This is a genomic window from Roseovarius mucosus (assembly GCF_002080415.1).
Lineage (GTDB): Bacteria > Pseudomonadota > Alphaproteobacteria > Rhodobacterales > Rhodobacteraceae > Roseovarius > Roseovarius mucosus_A.
Genome location: NZ_CP020474.1, coordinates 2,184,778 through 2,203,188, shown reverse-complemented (window position 1 = coordinate 2,203,188; position 18,411 = coordinate 2,184,778). Strand labels below are relative to the sequence as shown.

Below are 18,411 nucleotides of genomic sequence, written 5' to 3'. Positions count from 1 at the left end.
ACCATGGACTTTAAACTTGCCCGCCGCGTGCTTGCCGTCGCGGCTTTGACAACGGGGCTGGCGCCTGCCGCGCTCTGGGCTCAGGATCTGACGGGAACTCTCGCCAAGATAAATGACAGCGGAGAAATCGTGATCGGCCATCGCGAAAGCTCGGTGCCATTTTCCTATCTGAATGATCAGCAGCAGCCCGAGGGCTATTCGATCGACCTGTGCATGAAGGTGGTCGAGGAAGTGGAAAAGACGCTCGGCAAGGATATCGAAGTCCGCTATGTGCCCGTCAATCCCAAGACCCGCATCGCGCTTATGGCGAACGGAACAATTGATCTGGAATGTGGGTCCACCACCAACAACCTGACGCGCCAGCAGCAGGTTGAATATCTGCCCGTGACCTTTGTGACCGGCACCAAGATCCTGACCCGAAAGGATTCGGGCATTTCCTCGGTTGCCGATCTCGACGGTAAATCCATCGCGCTGGCACAGGGCACAACCAACGAACGCGCCGTCAAGGCAGCGGTCGAGGCCCAAGGGCTCGAGGTGAAAATCCTGCCGGTACGAGACCATGCCGAAGGCATGCTCTCGCTAGAGACCGGCCGGGTTGATGCCTACTCCACAGACCACATTTTGCTGTTCGGTTTGATTGCCAAGTCCAAGACACCGGATGAATTTGCCGTTGTCGGTGATTTTTTGTCCTTCGATCCCTATGCGCTGATGGTCCGTCGTGACGACAGTGCCTTTGAACTGGTGGGCAAGACCGCGCTGGCCAACGTGTTCCGCTCGGGCGAGATCAACGAGATCTATTCAAAGTGGTTCGACCCGATGGGCGTGCCTGCCGACCCGCTCCTGCAGGCCGCATTCCAGCTTGGTGCCCTGCCTGAGTAAAAGACCTGTGGCCCGCTCGTGACCGGGCGGGCCGCGCAAGATCGGGGGACCGGCCAAGATGAACTATAACTGGAACTGGAGCGTTCTTTGGGAACCGGAATACTTCGGCTGGCTCCTGAGTGGCCTTGGCTGGACCGTGTCCGTAGCGCTCTGTGCTTGGGTGATCGCGATAGTCGTGGGATCGCTGGTGGGCGTAGGCCGAACCCTGCCCAATAAAGTGGTAAGCACACTCTGCACCACCTATGTCGAACTGTTTCGCAACGTTCCGCTGCTGGTGCAGATGTTCATCTGGTATTTCGCCGTCCCCGAGATGTTGCCCGAGGATGCCGGGCGCTGGATGAAGCGCGACATGCCACAACCCGAGTTTGTCACGGCAGTTGTGGCCTTGGGCCTCTATACCGCAAGCCGCGTGGCAGAACAGGTGCGTGCCGGGATTGAGGCGGTGCCATCGGGCCTCAAATCAGCGGCAACCGCACAGGGTATGGGCGTGGCGCAGGTGTACCGATACGTTCTTTTGCCGATTTCTTTCCGCCTGATCGTGCCGCCAATGACATCGGAATTCCTGACCGTCTTCAAGAACTCATCGCTCGCGCTGACCATCGGGCTGCTCGAACTGACGGCGCAAAGCCAGCAGATCGCAGAATACACATTCCAGAGTTTCGAGGCCTATACGGCAGCCACCGTCATCTACGTGTTCATCGCGCTCTGCGCCACAATCGTCATGACTGTCCTGGAACGCTACACGCGCATTCCGGGCTATGTTGGCAAGGGGAACTGAGATGGGCGATTTTGATTTCGACGTCATCCTGAACAACCTGCCGTTCCTCTGGCAGGGGTTGCAGCTCAGCTTATGGCTTACCTTTCTTGCGGTTTTGGGCGGTATCGCTTTGGGCACTTTGCTCGCGCTGGCGCGGCTCTCGGGGATCAAGCCGTTGGCGATATTCGCTGCGGCCTATGTAAACCTGATCCGGTCCGTGCCCTTGATCCTTGTGATTTTCTGGTTCTACTTCCTTGTGCCTTTGGCGCTTGGCCGGCCCATCGGCGGCTTCTATTCGGCGCTCATCGCCTTCGTGATGTTCGAGGCCGCCTATTATTCCGAGATCATGCGCGCCGGTATTCAAAGCGTTCGGACGGGTCAGGTGCACGCGGGACAGGCCACTGGTCTCGGCTACTGGCAGATTCAGCGCTACATCGTGCTGCCGCAGGCATTCCGCAACATGATCCCAATCCTTGTGACACAGGGAATCATCCTGTTTCAGGATACCTCATTGGTCTTTGTCGTATCGCTTCGCGACCTGATGACCGCCTCTTCCATCGTGGCCCGAACCGAGGGCCGCCTCGTTGAAATGTATCTCTTTGCCGCGCTCGTTTACTTCGTGATCTGTTTTTCAGGTTCGCTGTTCGTGCGTCGGCTTCAAGCGCGGATGACGACATGATCGAAATGAAAAATGTGAGCAAGTGGTACGGGGACTTCAAGGTTCTCACCGATTGCACGACAAAAGTTGCAAAGGGCGAGGTCGTTGTGGTCTGTGGGCCCTCTGGCTCGGGAAAATCCACCCTGATCAAATGTGTGAACGGGCTTGAGCCGGTTCAGGAGGGGCGGATCGTCGTGGATGGCGCCGAAGTGACAGGCAGCGGAGCAAAACTGACCAAGCTGCGCGCCAAGATCGGCATGGTGTTTCAGCATTTCGAACTTTATCCCCATATGAGCGTGCGCGATAATCTGTGCCTTGCGCAGGAAAAGGTTTTGGGCCGGACCCGCAAAGAGGCAGAGGCGAGATCCGAGACGCTCTTGACGCGCGTGGGAATGATTGACCACGTCGCCAAATATCCCGGTCAGTTGTCGGGCGGTCAGCAACAGCGCGTCGCCATTGCACGTGCCCTTGCCATGGACCCGATCGCGATGCTCTTTGATGAACCGACATCCGCGCTTGATCCCGAGATGATCAAAGAGGTTCTCGACGTTATGGTGGGACTGGCCCGTGACGACGGCATGACCATGATGGTAGTCACCCATGAGATGGGCTTTGCGCGCAAGGTCGCGGACCGTGTCGTCTTCATGGATGCGGGGGCCATCGTAGAGGATCGCCCAACGAAAGAATTCTTTGACGCGCCCGAAAGTGAACGCGCACAGGACTTTCTGTCAAAAATCCTGCAAAACTGAGGTTCCCCCGCGCTCGGCTCGTCCACGATGCCAAGGTGCCACCTTGGTGAAGTCGGAGGATGAAGGCTATTTTCTCGGGGTGCTGGGGTTCACGCCTGCGCCTTATGGCGTGACCCTAAAGCCATCACTCCAAACCTTGGCCTGCCATCCCAGTCGTTCTCGCGGGTTGCCACGTCTTCGCGACACAGGCTGAGGCTGACCCCAACGATAGGCTGCGCGACAATGAGAGTAAGGCGTTCCAAAGCTGACTACTCAAGATCGACGATGGACACATGGGCTGAGACAATTTGCCAGCCCACTTCAGGAAGCTTGATCAGAGTCTGGCTCTGCCGTCCCGTTCGGGACGCAGGCCATCCCGCGCGGGTGAATATCGCGTTCGTTGTGGCACAATCATCGCCAAAGGTTGTGACGACCACGCGCAGAAGACTGCGCGCAAGGCCCACACCCGGCCGCGCCTTTCGGAATGCAAGAATTTCATCCTGCCCGAACAGATTTTCAGAGGCACCCAGCCGGATCGTGTGATCACTGGACCAAAACAAGGCATCAAGCGTCTCTACATCATTTGTCACAAGGGCCGTCTCGTAGCGATAGAAAACCTCTGTCACTTCGGCGTGCACCTCTGGGCGGTTGATATAGCTCAGCTCGGTCATGCGCGATCCTGTGGCTTTGGTTCAAAGATCTGCGCTGTCTTGATGAGAAGATGATCCGCCCCCCTCGCCCCTGCCAGAGACAGCCCAACCGGCGCCCCGGTATAGGTCGCGAGCGGGATGCTGATCTGTGGCAAACCCGCATGCCCTGCAACGCAGAGCATGGTCAAAGCGGCATTGCGGAACAATTCCAGATCGCTCTGTTGGGTTGATCGCAGCGGGGCAGCACCCGGCGAGGTTGGGAAAACAAGGATCGTTGCGGGATCAATCGCCTTTTCAAGATGTTCACGGATGGCGCAGCGCTTTTCAACCGCGCGATCAAAGTCTTGGCGTGTGATCCGGCTCGCGGTTTCAAACCGCTCTCGTATCCCCGGACCAAAATCAGGTTGGTTTTGCGTGATCCAAGGGCCAAGCGTTTGCCAGATTTCATAGCCTTGATGGATACGGAACGCCCCTAACCAGTCGCTTAGATCCCCGTCTGGCAAAACTGGGTCTGAGCGATGATCAACCACGGGAAGTGCATCGCGCAGGGCCGCAGAAACGCCGCTCTCAGCCAAAGACCACAGGTCTGAGGGCAACCAAAACTTGATCGGCTTCACCGTCACAGGCGCATCCTGAAAAACAGAAGCGACAGTCGCCATGGTCATCAGATCACGCGTAAAAAAGCCGGGTGTATCGTAGCTGGGTGCCAATGGCACAAGACTGTCCCCAGACATAAGCCCATGGGTTGGCCGCCAGCCGTAAACGCCACAAAAGGATGCAGGCAAACGAACGGAACCTCCGGTGTCACTTCCAAGGCCGATATCCACCAACCCGGCAGCCACACTGGCCGCCGAGCCAGAGGAGGACCCCCCCGGTACGCGGTCCTGAGCAGCGGGATTCAAGGGCGTACCATAGCGCGCATTCACCCCCATCAGACTATAGGCCAGCTCATCCATCTGGGTTTTGCCGATAAGCTCTGCGCCCGCATCCAGCAAAACCTGCACGACAGGAGAGGTCGCGGTCGCTGCGCCGTGGAACTGGCCCCACTCTGGGCATCCAGCCCCGGTTACATGCCCTGCAATGTCAAACCCGTCTTTGACGCCAACGCGCAAGCCTGCAAGTGCGCCAGAAGGGCTTTGTCCTTTCAGCGGGCTGTCAAATCTCGCTATGAATGGGTCGCATGTCGGCAACATCTTGTGCCTCCTTAGAAGGTTGTTGAGATATTCGGGTAGAACTGCGCAGGCAGCCAGAGCGACGTGATCGGTACATAGGTGATCAGGAACAGGGCGATCAATCCGACCAGAATGAAAGGCAACGCGCCCTTTATGGCTTCGTTGAAACTCACGCCAAGCGCCCCCGAAACAAAGAGGTTCAGCCCAAAGGGCGGCGTGAACATGCCGATTGCCGCGTTGACCGCAAGAACGATGCCCAGATGAATGGGATCAATACCCGCCGCAACGGCCACGGGTACGATGAACGGCACAAGGATGATGATGATCGAATTCGGATCAAGGACCATGCCAGCCAAAAGAATGAGGCAGTTGATCGTCAATAGAACGTAAATCGGGTTATTGCCGATACCCGCCAGCAAGCCTGTAAGTCCGCTGGCGACGCCCGAGGTCGTCAGATACCAAGCAAAGGCTGAGGCCGCAGCGATAATGATCATGACTTGCGCCGTCGTGATCGCACTGTCGACTGCTGAATCAAGAATGTCGGACAGGGTCATTTCGCGGTAGATCAAGGCCGAAACCAAGACGGCATAGATCACCGCGACTGCCGCCGCTTCTGTCGGGGTGAATATGCCCCCATAGATGCCCCCGAGAATGATGAACGGCGTGGCAAGGCCCCAGAAACATCCACGCGCCGCAGTGAGTATCTCGGTCGTGTCCCAGCGCGCCTCGCGGGCCATGCCTGTGGCCCTTGCGTACAAAACGCAAACGCCGATGAACGCCACACCATAGACCAATCCTGCGCCTACGCCCGCCAGAAACAGTGCCCCGATCGACACGCCCGTGACCGCGCCATAGACGATCATGAAAATCGACGGCGGGATAATGATGCCCATGGATCCGGAGCTCATCAGCAGGCCGATGGAAAACCAGCGTTTGTATCCTTCCTTTTCCATGGCAGGCAGCATGATCTTGCCCACCGCGATCACGGTTGCGGGGCTAGAGCCCGAGATCGCGGAAAAGAACATCGAACTTGTAACAGTTGTGATCCCCAATCCGCCCAGCAACGGGCGCACCAAGGCATTTGCCAATCTTATCAGGCGCTTGGAAATTCCGCCCTGCGCCATGATATTGCCCGCAAAGATGAAAAACGGGATCGCCATCAGCGGAAACTTATCAATGCCGGAAAACAATCGCTGAATGATGAGCACAGGCGGAGTCGAAGTCGTGGTTTCCAGCGCCACCATCACAGGCAACAGCAACACGACAAAGACGGGAACACCCACAAGAAGCAGAGCAACGAGGGATCCAAAGAAAATGGCGTGCATCTGGGTATCCTTAGGCTGTACTTTGAGCAGCCGTCAGACGGCGCGCATCTTTTGACAGTAACAAGGCGTTCTGGACAAACCGCACCGACATGAGCGTGCACCCCGTCGGAATGGCGAGGTAGACAACCCACATGGGCCATTCGAGCGACGCGGATGTTTGGCCAAACTGTTTCATCTGGCTGACAAGGGTCCAGCCATACCAGGCCAGCATCGCCGTGGTGCCAGCGGCAATCAGCGCTGCGATCTGTGCCAAACGATGCGCCATGCCGGGCGGCAAAATAGCCCCCAGCACATCAATCGAGATATGCGCCCCAGAGCGGGCCCCAATCGCCCCGCCGATAAACACAAGCCAGACGATGGAATAACGGGTCAACTCAGCCGCCCAAGCGAGCGCGACACCAAAGAACGCACGCAATGCAACGTCTGCGACCAAGATTATAACGGCAACCAGCAGTAGAAGTGCGACTGAGGTACGTTCCAGAAATGTCAGCGTGGCGTCGATCCGTGTCAGCCATTTCAGCATCGGCAAAGTCCTTGTTGACGGGTCAAAAAGCCGGGGCTCAGCCCAAGCACGTGGATCGGCCCGCAAAGCCCAGCGTGCCTAGGGCCGATCCCAAGGCCCTGTCATACCGACAGGGCCTTTTGCATCAGATCACTTGGAGAAGGAGTTGATCTCGGCATAAGCCGCCTCGAGTAGATCACTGCCGATACGGTCTGCGAATTTCTCGTGTACCGGCTGCATGGCCTCTGCGAAGAGGGCCAATTGTTCCGGTGTCATTTCGACCACTTCGGTGGTGCCCGCATCAATGATTTCCTGAAGCAGGCGCCCATTGTCCTCTGCCGAAACCTGGCGTTGGTAATCGCCGGCCTCACGCGCGGCGGTCATCAGTATGTCTTGCATTTCGGGGGCCTGCGCATCGAACCACACCTTGGAAAAGATGAACGCGGTCCCGATATAGCCGTGGTTCGACAACATCATGTAGTCCTGCACTTCGTAGAACTTCATCGAGTTGATTGATACGATCGGATTCTCTTGGCACTCTACCACGCCCTGCTGAAGCGCCGTGTAGGTTTCGGAAAAGGCCACGGGGATGGCCGTTGCACCCAAGGCTTCAAACTGAGCGATCAGAAGCGGGCTTTCCATCACGCGGACGTTGCGCCCAACATAGTCTTCGGGTTTGCTGACGAGATGGTTGCAGGTCAGCTGTTTAAATCCCGATTCCCAGAATTTTGCGCCCACGAAACCCGACTCTTCAAGCGATTTGAGCATCGCGCCGCCAACCTCTTCTGAATCGAGCAGCGCATAGGTCGCCTCGACTGACGGAAAGAGGAAAGGCAGGTCGATCAACTGCAATGACGGGCTAAAGTTCGCAAGCTTGGCAGTGGGAATGGGCGCAGCCTGTACCGCACCAAATTGCATTTGCTGCGCAACCTCAACATCGTCGCCAAGCGCGTTGTTGGCATAGATTTCAACCTCATAGGCCCCGTTCGATGCGGCCTCTACAAGCTCTTTGAATTTTACAGCACCTTTGTGCTGTGCCGAGGTGTCTGGCAGGTCATGGTGAAACTTGATGACCTCTGCGAGAGCGACAGTCGATGTCATACTCAGCACAAGTGCAGTAAGGCAACCAATTGTAATCTTTCTCTTATTCATTTCGTTCTCCTGTAGGACAAGTTTCTGTCTGACGCGCGAATCTGTGAGCGACACTTGGTAAGGGCACAATTACTTTGCAATTCTGGTGTCCTTTTGGCTGCGGGCTAAAAGACTATTGCCCCGGAAAACGGCACGGTGATTGCTTTTTGGGCACTCGCTGAACCTCTAGAACGCAAGGGCCGCACCATCAGCGCGCGGATCGCTCGCGGCCTCCATCAGCCCTGTGCAATGCTGCACCACGGCCCCTGCGTGCCCAGCAAGATCGGACCATGGGGCAATCATCTCGATGTCATGACCGACCGCACGTAGACCCGCGACAAGAGAGGGATCAAAGCGGTCCTCAAGTTTGAGCGTCGTGGTTGTTTCACCCCAGGTCTTGCCCAAGAGCCAGCGCGGCGCGCTGACCGCCTGCTGTAGGTCTTGACCGAAAACTGCGTAGCGCGTGAAGACTGCCGCTTGCGTCTGTGGCTGCCCCTCGCCCCCCATCGTGCCATAGGCCATGATGCGGCCATCGTTCAGCGCGGCAAGTGCGGGATTGAGGGTGTGAAACGGGTGCGCGCGAGGGCGCAATTGATTTGGACCAGCGTCCAACGAGAAACCCGCGCCTCGGTTCTGAAAGAAAACACCCGTATCGGTGCAAGTCAGCCCAGAGCCAAATTCCCAGAACACGGATTGAATGAAGCTGACAACCGTTCCCTCTGAATCCGCCGCGCCCATCCAGATTGTATCGCCCGGCTTTGCCGGGTGCGGCCAAGGCAAGGCCCGCGCAGGATCAATTCGGCCCGCAAGGTCGGCTATATGATCCGGGTGCAGCCAGTCTTGGGCTGGGCGCTCCATAAAGTCAGGGTCGCCAAGCTCTGCATTGCGCTGAATAAAGGCCTGCTTTGTGGCCTCGACCAATCCATGCAGATGTTCAAGGCCGTCTGCCTTGGTCACGCCAAGCCGGTCAAATATCGCGAGGATCATCAACGATGAAATCCCCTGCGTGGGTGGCGTCATGTTCCAGAGTTGCCCCGCACCAATCTGCGTTGTGAGCGGTGTCACCAGCTCTGCCGAGAAGGCGTTGAAATCCTCCAGTCGCAGCGGGCTACCTTTTGCGCCCAGAAAGGCGGCATGGGTCTGTGCAATCTCGCCACGGTAATAGTCGTCCAGCCCGGTCTCTGCCAAACGGGCGAGCGTATCCCCGAGAGCTGACTGTCGCAGTCTGTGCCCCGGCGCAGGCGGCCTGCCCCCGACCAGATAGGTTTCGGCAAAGCCCGGCACATCCCTGAGCCCATCCAGCTTTTCCAAGGTCGTACGAGATTGATTGCCGGTGACTGCGATTCCGTCACGAGCCTGCGAAATCGCGGCACCAAGCAGATCCTTTAGCGGCATCCGGCGTCGGTCCGGCACCAGTGCCAGCGCCTTGGCCCAGCCATCAATCGTGCCCGGCACTGTCAGAGCGGCCAAGGCACCCCGCGCAGGGATTGCACCTGTTACGCCCTGCGCGGCATACCAACCGGGCGTAGCCAAAGAGGCAGCCCGACCGCAGGCCGATATTCCGACAGGCGCCATTCCCGGCCGATGAATGAGCCAGAACCCATCACCTCCGATGCCGTTCATATGGGGGTATGTGACCGCAATGCTTGCAGCCGCGGCAACCATTGCCTCAATCGCAGTGCCGCCTGCATTCAGCACATCCCGCCCCGCCAAGGCTGCCGCTCGGTGGGGGGCACTGAATGCGCCGTTAAATCCCAATGCTGTGCTTAGCAATCTCTTCACCTCTAAGTGAGCACTTGGAAATAAGAGGCATGGGTTAAAATAGTAAGTCAACTATTACTTATAGTTCCCTGCAAACAAAATCTGTTTATGATGGGCTGGGCCAATCACCGAGGAACGCTCATGAGCAATAGAATTTCAGCAGTCCCAGAGGTCGCGCCCAGAAGTGAAGGTCGAAGCGCATCGCAAACCAAAGAGAAGATATTGCTCGCAGCGATCGAAGAGTTCTGCGAGCACGGATATGCTGGCGCGAGCACAACGAATATTGTCCGCGCAGCCGGCTGCAATATCCGGATGCTGTACCATTATTTCGAAAGCAAAGATGGCCTCTACCTTGCCGCTCTGACACGTGTCTACCAACATCTGCGCAGCAGCGAAGCCTCTGCGAATTTCTGGAATCTGCCCCCGAAACAAGCAATCATCGCCCTGACGCATTTCACCTTTGACTACATGCTAAGAAACCAAAGTTTCCCGCGCATGATCATCAATGAGAACCTCAACAAGGGGCGCGCAGCGGTCAATATTGCCGACTCGATCAGAACAGCATCAGCACCCTTCATCGCCAAGATAGATAAGCTGATTTCGCAAGGTCATGCATCGGGCGAGTTTCCGTATCGGCCAGATGCGCTTAATCTCTACCTCACAATTCTGGGCCTCAGTTTCATTCACATCACCAACAGATTCACTCTCACGGCAACCTTTGGCGTGGATATGTCATCACCGGAGTTTTTGGCAGAGCGAAAAAGGCACGTGACACAAGCAGTACTCGCTTTGCTTTCAAGTGATATCAGCGCTTGAACCCTGCGCCCCGTTTCGTTGTCGGCAGAGCGTCTCTGCGGTCTGTGGAACGATGGCGTATTGAGCAAAGGCCATGCAGCCCAAAATCACCCGCACGGCGGCGGTGTGTTTCTAAGGTATTTTCAAAGAAGACCGCGCAATCTCGGCCCAAGCCGCATGTGATTAAACTCTGAAGGTCGAATTCCACCCCAATCGCCGCCCCCAAAATCGAGCAATATTTAGGCACTTGCATAGTAAGTAAGCAATTACTCACCACCCCTTGCGGAATTGCCAGAGCTGAACCTGCAAACAAGTTGCAACGACGCGCCTTTTGCGTGGACCTCAAAACAGACGCGCGCTCGGACCTGTCTAGAGCACGCGCGTTCTGACGTTTCGTCCGGGGGCTCAATAAGGCATGAAAGTTAACATCACAGAGACTGGTGAAGAGGTAACAACGTCTTTTGATGACGATGCGGCAGCTCTCATGGGTAGTGATGGCAGCGCATTGGACAGGCTCTTTTGGACGAGCACTCAGATCATCCGGTTCGGTGCCGCCCACAAACTTCTCGGCGGCGCGCAAATCGCTGAATTCACCAGAGCTTCTACCCATAGGATCGGTCGCCAAAGTCATCCTTGGGCGCACCCGCCGGATCGGCGCAACATCGTCGCGTCCCTGTGTCCGTGATGGATGACTGAGCGCGCGACGATCCGCGCGCATCAATGGCGAATGATCTAACCCTTCAACCAGACCCGAAAGGAAACCACATGAAGACCATTCTGAACCAAAAGTTCACGCGCCGCTCCTTTGCCGGGCTTGCGCTCGCCACGGTCACAGCGTTTGCTACACCCGGCCTGGCGCAGGATACCATCAAGATCGGGCTGATCGCCTCTCTCTCCGGCCCCTCTGCCAAGTCCGGCGAAGCAATCACCCGAGGTATGGCGCTGGCGATTGATGAGATCAACGCAGCCGGCGGGCTGTTGGGCAAACAGGTCGAGATGATCCGCCGCGATGACGAGGACAACCCCGGCAAAGGTCTGACCGCAGCGCGTGAACTGGTCCAGCGCGAAGGGGTCGTGGTGTTGTTTGGCGGCCTGCAAACGCCTGTCTCACTCGCCTTGGTGCCTTACATGAACCAAGCCAAAGTTCCGTTCATGGGGCCATGGGCCGCTGGCACCCCAATCACCCAAAACGGTGCCGAAGAGAACTATGTCTTCCGGGTGTCTGCCGTGGATGAAATGGTGGACGTCGCTCTCGTCGAACGCGCAGTGACAGTTCATGGGTCAAAAAACCCCGGCATGATGCTGATCAACAACCCTTGGGGCGAGTCAAACGAGAAAGGATTGACCGCCGCCCTTGAGGCAAAGGGAATGCCCACAGCCGGGATTGAGCGGGTTGAAGCAAACGATATCGACGTCGTTCCACAGTTGACCCGACTAAAAGAGGCCGGTGCCGATGCGATCTTTATGGTTGCCAATGTGGGCCCGTCTGCGCAGGTCATGAAATCACTGGAGCGCATGGGCTGGGACGTTCCGGTCATATCTCATTGGGGACCAGCCGGAGGCCGCTTCTCTGAACTGGCCGGACCGCGCGCCAAAGATGTGGAAATGATCCAAACCTTCACCTTCTCAGGCAACGACTCGCCCAAAGCTGCGGCAACTCTGGACGCGCTAATGGCCAAGTTTCCCGAAATCAAAGGTCCGGCGGATGTCACCCCGGCAGTGGGCATCGCGAATGCCTATGACGCTATGCATCTTACGGCTCTTGCAATTCAGAACGCAGGTTCAACGGACGGTCCGGCAATTCGCCAAGGGTTCTATGACATCGACAGCTATGACGGGTTGATCAAAACCTATTCCACCCCCTTCACGCCAGAGCAGCACGACGCGCTTGGAGCAGAAGACTACGTGTTCACGCGATTTATTGACGGCGAGATCATCCCCATCAAGTAGCGCCCCCGAAACAAAACGTCGGAAGGCCGAAGGGCCTTCCGTATCACTTGCGGGAGAGGATCATGATCGCGTCCACACTCATTACCGGACTGGCGCTTGGCTCGATGTACGGGCTGATGGCTCTGGGCTTTCACATTACCTATGCGGTGTCAAAAACAGTCAACTTCAGTCAGGGTTCATCCATGATGTTCGGCGCTGTCATGGGGTATACTTTCATGGTGACGCTGGGTTGGCCGTTCTGGATTGGAATTCCGGCGGCTTTGGCCTGTTGTGCGATACTGGGTCTCGCGGTGGAACGCTTCTTGGTTCGCCCTTTCGCCGCGCGCGGCTCTGACGCTTGGCTCATGGCGACGGTTGCAGGCGGGATTGTCCTCGATAACATCATTCTGTTCACCTTCGGCAAAGAACCCCGCAGCCTGCCGTCACCGTTTGTTGAAAATGCGATCGATATCTTTGGCGCTGGCGCCTATCCGTTGCAGCTGATCATTCCGGTCGTCGGTCTTGCGATTGCAATGGCCTTGACGATTGTGACGACCAAAACCCGACTTGGCAAAGCCATGCTGGCCTCTGTGCAACGACCAGAGGCGGCACGTCTGACAGGCGTGAATACAGAAGCGGTTATCGCAGCATCCTTTGCAATTTCGGCAGTTTTTGCCGGTGTCGCGGGATTGCTGATCGCTCCGCTTTTCAACGTGTCGGCAGGCATGGGTGTCGTCTTTGGTATCAAGGCGTTTGCGGCTGCTATTCTCGGCGGGATCAGCAGCGCTTGGGGCGTCATGATTGCTGGTGTGCTTTATGGCTGCGTCGAGGCCCTGACCACCGCTTACATTGGTTCGAGCTATACGCAGATCGTCTCATTCAGTGTTGTCATACTGGTGCTGGTGACGGTGCCGAACGGCCTGTTTGGTCGCGCAGAACTCAAGAAAGTCTGATCCATGGCTGAAGAAGAACACGTATCCGCACGGCTGCGCTTGACCCGGCTTTTGGCGCATCCGGGCACGTCAATCTTGGGAATAGTGGCTCTGACCGCCATCACGATCATGCTGGCACTCAATGCCAATGGTTACCTTGTCTTCATCCTCGCCCTTTTTGCGCTGAATGTCGTCGTTGGTGTCGGTCTCAATATTCTGTTGGGGCTTTCCGGACAGATTTCCTTTGGTCATGTCGGGTTCTTCGCGATCGGTGCCTATACGACGGCGATCATGGTGATCGCAGGCTTTGATTATTGGCTGGCTTTCATCGTGTCCGGCATCATAAGCAGCTTTGTGGGCATGTTGCTGGCGATGCCAGCCCTGCGGGTCGCGGGCCCCTATCTTGCGATGATGACAATCGCCTTCGCCTTTATCGTCGAACATGCTGCGATCGAATTACGGGATCTTACCGGTGGGCATAATGGCCTGATGGGCTTCCGGTCGCCTGAATTTGCTGGGCGCATATTCTTTGAAACCGAGGTGGCGATTGCTGCGGTGTTGCTTGCCGGAGTGTCCCTGCTGTTGTTTCTGCAACTGTCACGGGGCCGATGGGGCATGGCAATGCGCGCAGTGGCCTCCAGCGACGTGGCGGCACAGTCCATCGGTCTTAACCCCTTTGCGATCAAGACCACGGCCTTTGTTCTTTCTGCGCTTTTGGCCGGGCTCGCAGGGGCGCTTTTCACACCGCTACAACTCTTCATCAGCCCAGGCTCCTTCCCTTTCTTCCAGTCAATTCTGTTTCTTCTGGCTGTGATTGTCGGCGGAACCGGGCGTCTTTTGGGGCCAGTCATAGGCAGCCTGATCGTGGTTCTGTTGCCCGAGGTCTTATCAGGCCTCGCGGAATACCGGTTGCTCATCTTTGGCGGCATCATGATGGGCGTGCTTCTGCTGGCACCAAAAGGGATCATCGGCGGGCTGATGGGATACCTAAGCGCCGAAGATCCAACCACAGCAAAGGCATCCGGCAAAGCCCTTGGTGACTTTCTCTCAGGCCTGAACGAAAACACTGGCGGATTAAAGGTCACTGACCTCGGGATCAAGTTTGGTGGGGTTCAGGCGGCAAAGGATGTGTCATTCACCGCCCCCGCAGGGCGCATAACCAGTGTGATCGGGCCAAATGGCGCGGGCAAGACAACCGTGCTGAACATGATCAGCGGGTTTTACAAACCTGACAGCGGCCGCATCGAAATGTCAGAGGATATCGCAGGCCGCCCGGCATGGCGCACAGCGCGCGCTGGCATTGCACGCACCTACCAGACCACACAGCTTTTTGAAGACTTGAGTGTGCGTGAGAATATCCTGATCGCCCTAGGCACCGGGCACCTTGGCTGGTTGCTGGGACGCCCGCCTCGCGATGCTCAGATCGCCCTCGCCGACGACCTACTTGCCTTTGTGGGATACAAAGGCCCCGTGGCGCGCCGATCCGGCGATTTGCCCCATGTTGACAAGCGTCTGGTGGAAATCGCCCGCGCCTTGGCCACGAAACCTTCTGTTCTTCTTTTGGACGAACCTGCGGCTGGCTTGATGCATAGCGACAAAGAGGCACTAAGCCTGCTGATCCGCAAGATTGCAGAGGCTGGCGTTGCGGTTGTTCTGGTCGAACATGATATGTCGATGATCATGCGCATTTCAGACGAGATTATCGTTCTGGATGCCGGTGTTCCGATCAAAACCGGAGCGCCGAGTGATGTTCAAAATGATCCCGCCGTGCGTCGGGCCTATCTTGGCGACAGCGCCTATCAAGGCCGCGAACGCAGCACACCTTGGATACGAGGCGGCAAAAAGGACGTGCTCAGCACACGCAGTTTGACCGCGGGATATGGGGCCGCCGCAGCGCTCGACTCTTTGGACATGGATGTTCAGCCCGGCGAGATGGTCGCCGTGTTGGGGGCAAACGGTGCCGGAAAATCAACGATGATGCGATCCCTTGCAGGGCTGCACAGGCCTGTCTCGGGGGCGATCCTGCTTGATATGGTGCCCATTGAAGAGCGGCCAGCCCACCAGATCGCACGCGCGGGCTTGTCGCTTGTTCCGGAAGGACGGCAGGTCTTTCCACTGATGAGCGTACGCGACAATATTCTGATGGGCGCTTATAACCGGACCGATCTTGACGCCGAGGCAGAGATCGACAGACTGCTTCAGCGCTTTCCGCGGCTGCGCGATCGGATCGACGCACCCGCTGGCGTTCTCTCGGGTGGGGAACAGCAGATGCTCGCGATTGCCCGCGGCCTGATCGCAAACCCGCGCATTCTTTTGCTGGACGAGCCATCGCTGGGTTTGGCGCCGTCTATCATAGCAGAGCTCTACGATGTGCTCGCCGATCTGCGTGACGAAGGGGTCACTGTTTTGCTTGTGGACCAAATGGCAACGCTGGCGCTGGCCATTGCCGACCGCGCCTATGTGTTGGAAAGCGGACAAGTCGTAAAATCGGGAACATCGGTGGATTTGCAAAAGGATGCATCAATCGAGCAAGCCTACCTCGGTGCCGAGGTGGCTGCGCAATGAGAAGAAAGGGAGCCTCATGGATCTGACATTTCATAATATCACCCTGCCCTCAGAGCCAGGTCAGGCGTTTGATCTGGGTGTGCACGGTGGCAAGATTGTCGAGATGAAAGCGGCGGGCACGCTGGAGCAAGGCGACAAAGCCCTCCACCTGAACGGTCGGATCGTTCTCCCCGGCTTTGTCGAGACGCATATCCATCTCGACAAATCATGCATTCTTGACCGGTGTCAGATGAAAGGCGGCCTGCAGGAAGCCATAGCCGAGGTCGTTGGCCTGAAAGCCGCTTTTACCGAAGAAGATGTTGCTTTCCGCGCGGCCAAGACGCTGCGAAAATGTGTGCTCAAGGGCACCACGCAGATGCGCACCCATGTCGAGGTCGATCCTGTCGTTGGTCTGCGGGGATTTGAGGGCGTGAAACATGCAATCGCGGAATTCGCATGGGCCATTGATGTGGAAATCTGCGTTTTTCCACAGGATGGGCTGCTCAATAACCCCGGCACGGATGAATTGATGGTCGCAGCCCTAAAGGACGGCGCAGGCTCGGTAGGGGCAGCACCCTACACAGACACGAACCCACATGGCCAGATTGACCGCGTTTTCGAGATGGCGCGCGACTTCGACGTAGACATCGACATGCATCTCGATTTCGGCTCCGATGCCACGTCCCTCGACGTGGACTATGTCTGCCGAAAGGCGGATGAATATGGCTGGGGCGGCAGGGTTGCGGTGGGCCATGTCACCAAATTCGCAAATATGTCTGCCCATCGGCTTACCGCGCTTTCACGGCGCCTTGCGGATGCAGGTGTCGCCGTCACGGTTCTTCCGTCCACCGATCTTTTCCTGATGCATCGCGACCACACAGAAAATCTGAGCGTGCCGCGTGGCGTAACGCCAATACATCTGATGGCCGCCGAAGGGGTAAATTGCTCTTTGTCCACAAACAATGTGCTCAACCCATTCACTCCGTTTGGCGATTGCTCCCTGATCCGAATGGCCAATCTCTACGCCAATATCGCACAGATCGGACGACGCGAAGATATGGCCGGATGCCTTGATATGGTGTCCTCCCGCTCCGCCAAACTTCTGAACCTGAAAGACTACGGGATCCAGAAAGGCGCACCCGCAGATCTGGTCGTAATTGATGCCCGGGATGCGACAATGGCCGTGGCCGAGCTTGCTCAGCCAATGTACGGGTTCAAACGCGGCAAGCCCGTGTTTACCCATGCATTGCCTGAATTGCACAGCCATTAAGCGTTGAGGATGGAGGATCGCCCAAGCGCCTTTATCGACAGGCCCAGATTGGGCGGACAAGCGAACGGCCTTCTCAATCGGCTGATATTTGGCGCAAAAGACCTCTGTCAGATCAAAGGCTGCGTCGCCCCCTGATCGCGCCCTCACAAATTACCGAACCAAGCCCATCTGGAGATACCCCATGTCAAACCCCGTTACCGCCGCCAAAGAAATCGTTGAGGCCTACCTAGAACGCTCCATGGTGCCAGACCCTATCGGGGCCGCCGCCTATGTCGCTGATGATTTCGAGGTCATCTTTACCGGCGGGCGTCAGTTTACCGGACCGGCGGATACAACTGCGTTTAACGCCAAACGCTACAAATGGGTCAAAAAGCGCTTTTTACGAACAGACGCCGCCTACGACGCCGAAACAGGGTCCGTATACGTCTACAACACTGGGTTTCTATACGGCGAATGGCCGGATGGCACGCCGTTCGAAACCAACCGTTACATGGATATGTTCGTGGTGCGGGATGGCAAAATAACGTCAACGAATGTTTGGAACGACAGTGCGGAAATTCTGCTGCACCGCGCCGGCCTGGCCGAAGCCCCGCTCTGATCCCGAGAACCCGAACTGGACCCGAAGAGGCAGCTATCAGCCGATTTTTGGTTAGAATTTAGCGCATTGCCCGAGAGAACTGGTGCCCCATGACGGACTCGAACCGCCGACCTTGTCCTTACGAAGGACCTGCTCTACCAGCTGAGCTAATGGGGCTTTGCGGGCGCTACTATGGCCCTACTGGTTCTTCTCATTTGCCTTGAACCCTATGGTTTTGCAAGTCATTCGCGAGCGGACCCGCAAATTTCGAACGACATGCTCCACCCACAAATCAATCGAGGCAACGCGAAGCGGCGTTTAAACGACTGAACTGCGGCGCGCAAGGTGGAATCAGTGCAGGGGTGGCCCCTGCTGTTTTAGCGCGCCATGCCCGCTTGAGGGATGACATTTGTCGCCAAGACCGCTACGCTGGGTCATCCGCAGATGAGAGATGCTGTGGGGACTGCGATCACAAGTCGACCTTGAAGATCGTGAAAAACCAAGCCCCACGCGTCAAGATGTACAGTCGCTTGAGTTGACCACTGAGTATGGAGCTTAAACCGATCTTCCGGAGGATGTTACTACCTCTCATGGATGGGTTGGTGGGATTGTGGCAGCTATATATGCTGAGCGCGCGCGACCATCGTCGCACTATAGTTTTGCTAGTTATCTAATAAGTACCCGTAATTTCTTAGGTTCTGGTTGGTGCTGATCGTCCGATTAAAGCCACGATACCTCGTGGCCACATGTCGCTGAAGCATCCCACAAACCCAAGGCTACGAGCCCTGCCGTTAGGGTCAA

General features: G+C 56.9%; 17 protein-coding genes and 1 tRNA gene. 11 read left to right on the top strand and 7 right to left on the bottom strand.

Annotated features, from left to right (window positions below):
• Positions 1 to 3: 3 nt before the first annotated feature.
• Genes ROSMUCSMR3_RS10585 through ROSMUCSMR3_RS10570 form a run of 4 tightly spaced genes read left to right on the top strand, consistent with a single transcriptional unit; the run spans position 4 to position 3,043 of the window.
• The gene (locus tag ROSMUCSMR3_RS10585) at positions 4 to 879 is read left to right on the top strand and encodes an amino acid ABC transporter substrate-binding protein (RefSeq protein ID WP_081507290.1); all 876 of its coding nucleotides are present in this window, start codon (positions 4 to 6) and stop codon (positions 877 to 879) included.
• A 58-nt stretch (positions 880 to 937) separates the two neighbouring features.
• A complete protein-coding gene (locus ROSMUCSMR3_RS10580; RefSeq protein WP_037298631.1) occupies positions 938 to 1,657 on the top strand; it encodes an amino acid ABC transporter permease in 720 nt (239 codons plus the stop codon).
• A 1-nt stretch (position 1,658) separates the two neighbouring features.
• Positions 1,659 to 2,315: an amino acid ABC transporter permease gene (locus tag ROSMUCSMR3_RS10575; RefSeq protein WP_008282676.1), complete on the top strand. Its 657-nt coding sequence runs from the start codon at positions 1,659 to 1,661 to the stop codon at positions 2,313 to 2,315.
• The gene (locus ROSMUCSMR3_RS10570; RefSeq protein ID WP_008282677.1) at positions 2,312 to 3,043 is read left to right on the top strand and encodes an amino acid ABC transporter ATP-binding protein; all 732 of its coding nucleotides are present in this window, start codon (positions 2,312 to 2,314) and stop codon (positions 3,041 to 3,043) included. Before ROSMUCSMR3_RS10575 ends, ROSMUCSMR3_RS10570 begins: the two co-directional genes overlap by 4 nt.
• 248 nt (positions 3,044 to 3,291) lie before the next feature.
• Here the strand turns inward: ROSMUCSMR3_RS10570 and hpxZ are convergent, their stop codons facing one another.
• The 6 genes from hpxZ to ROSMUCSMR3_RS10540 form a co-directional block, all read right to left on the bottom strand.
• Positions 3,292 to 3,693, bottom strand: a complete 402-nt coding sequence (gene hpxZ / locus ROSMUCSMR3_RS10565; protein ID WP_008282678.1) for an oxalurate catabolism protein HpxZ — start codon at positions 3,691 to 3,693, stop codon at positions 3,292 to 3,294.
• Positions 3,690 to 4,865, bottom strand: coding sequence for an amidase (locus ROSMUCSMR3_RS10560; protein WP_237183431.1), 1,176 nt, complete (start codon positions 4,863 to 4,865; stop codon positions 3,690 to 3,692). The genes hpxZ and ROSMUCSMR3_RS10560 overlap by 4 nt, the downstream gene beginning before the upstream one ends.
• A gap of 11 nt (positions 4,866 to 4,876) precedes the next feature.
• Positions 4,877 to 6,169: a TRAP transporter large permease gene (locus ROSMUCSMR3_RS10555; RefSeq protein ID WP_081507289.1), complete on the bottom strand. Its 1,293-nt coding sequence runs from the start codon at positions 6,167 to 6,169 to the stop codon at positions 4,877 to 4,879.
• A 10-nt stretch (positions 6,170 to 6,179) separates the two neighbouring features.
• Positions 6,180 to 6,692, bottom strand: coding sequence for a TRAP transporter small permease (locus tag ROSMUCSMR3_RS10550; protein ID WP_081507288.1), 513 nt, complete (start codon positions 6,690 to 6,692; stop codon positions 6,180 to 6,182).
• A 129-nt stretch (positions 6,693 to 6,821) separates the two neighbouring features.
• Positions 6,822 to 7,823, bottom strand: a complete 1,002-nt coding sequence (locus tag ROSMUCSMR3_RS10545; protein WP_237183430.1) for a TRAP transporter substrate-binding protein — start codon at positions 7,821 to 7,823, stop codon at positions 6,822 to 6,824.
• Positions 7,824 to 7,988: 165 nt separating this feature from the next.
• Positions 7,989 to 9,584, bottom strand: coding sequence for a gamma-glutamyltransferase family protein (locus ROSMUCSMR3_RS10540; protein ID WP_335743528.1), 1,596 nt, complete (start codon positions 9,582 to 9,584; stop codon positions 7,989 to 7,991).
• A gap of 120 nt (positions 9,585 to 9,704) precedes the next feature.
• Between ROSMUCSMR3_RS10540 and ROSMUCSMR3_RS10535 the strand changes: the two genes are divergently transcribed.
• The 7 genes from ROSMUCSMR3_RS10535 (at position 9,705) to ROSMUCSMR3_RS10505 (ending at position 17,631) form a co-directional block, all read left to right on the top strand.
• Complete coding sequence (locus ROSMUCSMR3_RS10535; protein ID WP_157667290.1) at positions 9,705 to 10,379, top strand: TetR/AcrR family transcriptional regulator; 675 nt, start codon at positions 9,705 to 9,707, stop codon at positions 10,377 to 10,379.
• 394 nt (positions 10,380 to 10,773) lie between these two features.
• Positions 10,774 to 11,043: an AtzH-like domain-containing protein gene (locus ROSMUCSMR3_RS21890; protein WP_081507285.1), complete on the top strand. Its 270-nt coding sequence runs from the start codon at positions 10,774 to 10,776 to the stop codon at positions 11,041 to 11,043.
• An 80-nt stretch (positions 11,044 to 11,123) separates the two neighbouring features.
• Complete coding sequence (locus ROSMUCSMR3_RS10525) at positions 11,124 to 12,308, top strand: ABC transporter substrate-binding protein (RefSeq protein ID WP_008282686.1); 1,185 nt, start codon at positions 11,124 to 11,126, stop codon at positions 12,306 to 12,308.
• Between the two features lie 62 nt (positions 12,309 to 12,370).
• Positions 12,371 to 13,240, top strand: coding sequence for a branched-chain amino acid ABC transporter permease (locus ROSMUCSMR3_RS10520; RefSeq protein WP_081507284.1), 870 nt, complete (start codon positions 12,371 to 12,373; stop codon positions 13,238 to 13,240).
• 3 nt (positions 13,241 to 13,243) lie between these two features.
• Positions 13,244 to 15,784: a branched-chain amino acid ABC transporter ATP-binding protein/permease gene (locus ROSMUCSMR3_RS10515; protein WP_081507283.1), complete on the top strand. Its 2,541-nt coding sequence runs from the start codon at positions 13,244 to 13,246 to the stop codon at positions 15,782 to 15,784.
• 16 nt (positions 15,785 to 15,800) lie between these two features.
• Positions 15,801 to 17,033 carry an amidohydrolase family protein gene (locus tag ROSMUCSMR3_RS10510; RefSeq protein WP_037298637.1) on the top strand — a complete coding sequence of 411 codons (1,233 nt, stop codon included), beginning with the start codon at positions 15,801 to 15,803 and terminating at the stop codon, positions 17,031 to 17,033.
• A gap of 181 nt (positions 17,034 to 17,214) precedes the next feature.
• A complete protein-coding gene (locus ROSMUCSMR3_RS10505; RefSeq protein ID WP_081507282.1) occupies positions 17,215 to 17,631 on the top strand; it encodes a nuclear transport factor 2 family protein in 417 nt (138 codons plus the stop codon).
• Between the two features lie 80 nt (positions 17,632 to 17,711).
• Here ROSMUCSMR3_RS10505 and ROSMUCSMR3_RS10500 read toward each other — a convergent pair.
• Positions 17,712 to 17,787, bottom strand: a tRNA-Thr gene (locus tag ROSMUCSMR3_RS10500).
• Positions 17,788 to 18,411 lie beyond the last annotated feature (624 nt).

Coding starts and splice junctions, on each gene's coding strand:
- ROSMUCSMR3_RS10585 (WP_081507290.1), top strand. CDS start 4: ATGGACTTTAAACTTGCCCGCCGCGTGCTTGCCGTCGCGGCTTTGACA.
- ROSMUCSMR3_RS10580 (WP_037298631.1), top strand. CDS start 938: ATGAACTATAACTGGAACTGGAGCGTTCTTTGGGAACCGGAATACTTC.
- ROSMUCSMR3_RS10575 (WP_008282676.1), top strand. CDS start 1,659: ATGGGCGATTTTGATTTCGACGTCATCCTGAACAACCTGCCGTTCCTC.
- ROSMUCSMR3_RS10570 (WP_008282677.1), top strand. CDS start 2,312: ATGATCGAAATGAAAAATGTGAGCAAGTGGTACGGGGACTTCAAGGTT.
- hpxZ (WP_008282678.1), bottom strand. CDS start 3,693: ATGACCGAGCTGAGCTATATCAACCGCCCAGAGGTGCACGCCGAAGTG.
- ROSMUCSMR3_RS10560 (WP_237183431.1), bottom strand. CDS start 4,865: ATGTTGCCGACATGCGACCCATTCATAGCGAGATTTGACAGCCCGCTG.
- ROSMUCSMR3_RS10555 (WP_081507289.1), bottom strand. CDS start 6,169: ATGCACGCCATTTTCTTTGGATCCCTCGTTGCTCTGCTTCTTGTGGGT.
- ROSMUCSMR3_RS10550 (WP_081507288.1), bottom strand. CDS start 6,692: ATGCTGAAATGGCTGACACGGATCGACGCCACGCTGACATTTCTGGAA.
- ROSMUCSMR3_RS10545 (WP_237183430.1), bottom strand. CDS start 7,823: ATGAATAAGAGAAAGATTACAATTGGTTGCCTTACTGCACTTGTGCTG.
- ROSMUCSMR3_RS10535 (WP_157667290.1), top strand. CDS start 9,705: ATGAGCAATAGAATTTCAGCAGTCCCAGAGGTCGCGCCCAGAAGTGAA.
- ROSMUCSMR3_RS21890 (WP_081507285.1), top strand. CDS start 10,774: ATGAAAGTTAACATCACAGAGACTGGTGAAGAGGTAACAACGTCTTTT.
- ROSMUCSMR3_RS10525 (WP_008282686.1), top strand. CDS start 11,124: ATGAAGACCATTCTGAACCAAAAGTTCACGCGCCGCTCCTTTGCCGGG.
- ROSMUCSMR3_RS10520 (WP_081507284.1), top strand. CDS start 12,371: ATGATCGCGTCCACACTCATTACCGGACTGGCGCTTGGCTCGATGTAC.
- ROSMUCSMR3_RS10515 (WP_081507283.1), top strand. CDS start 13,244: ATGGCTGAAGAAGAACACGTATCCGCACGGCTGCGCTTGACCCGGCTT.
- ROSMUCSMR3_RS10510 (WP_037298637.1), top strand. CDS start 15,801: ATGGATCTGACATTTCATAATATCACCCTGCCCTCAGAGCCAGGTCAG.
- ROSMUCSMR3_RS10505 (WP_081507282.1), top strand. CDS start 17,215: ATGTCAAACCCCGTTACCGCCGCCAAAGAAATCGTTGAGGCCTACCTA.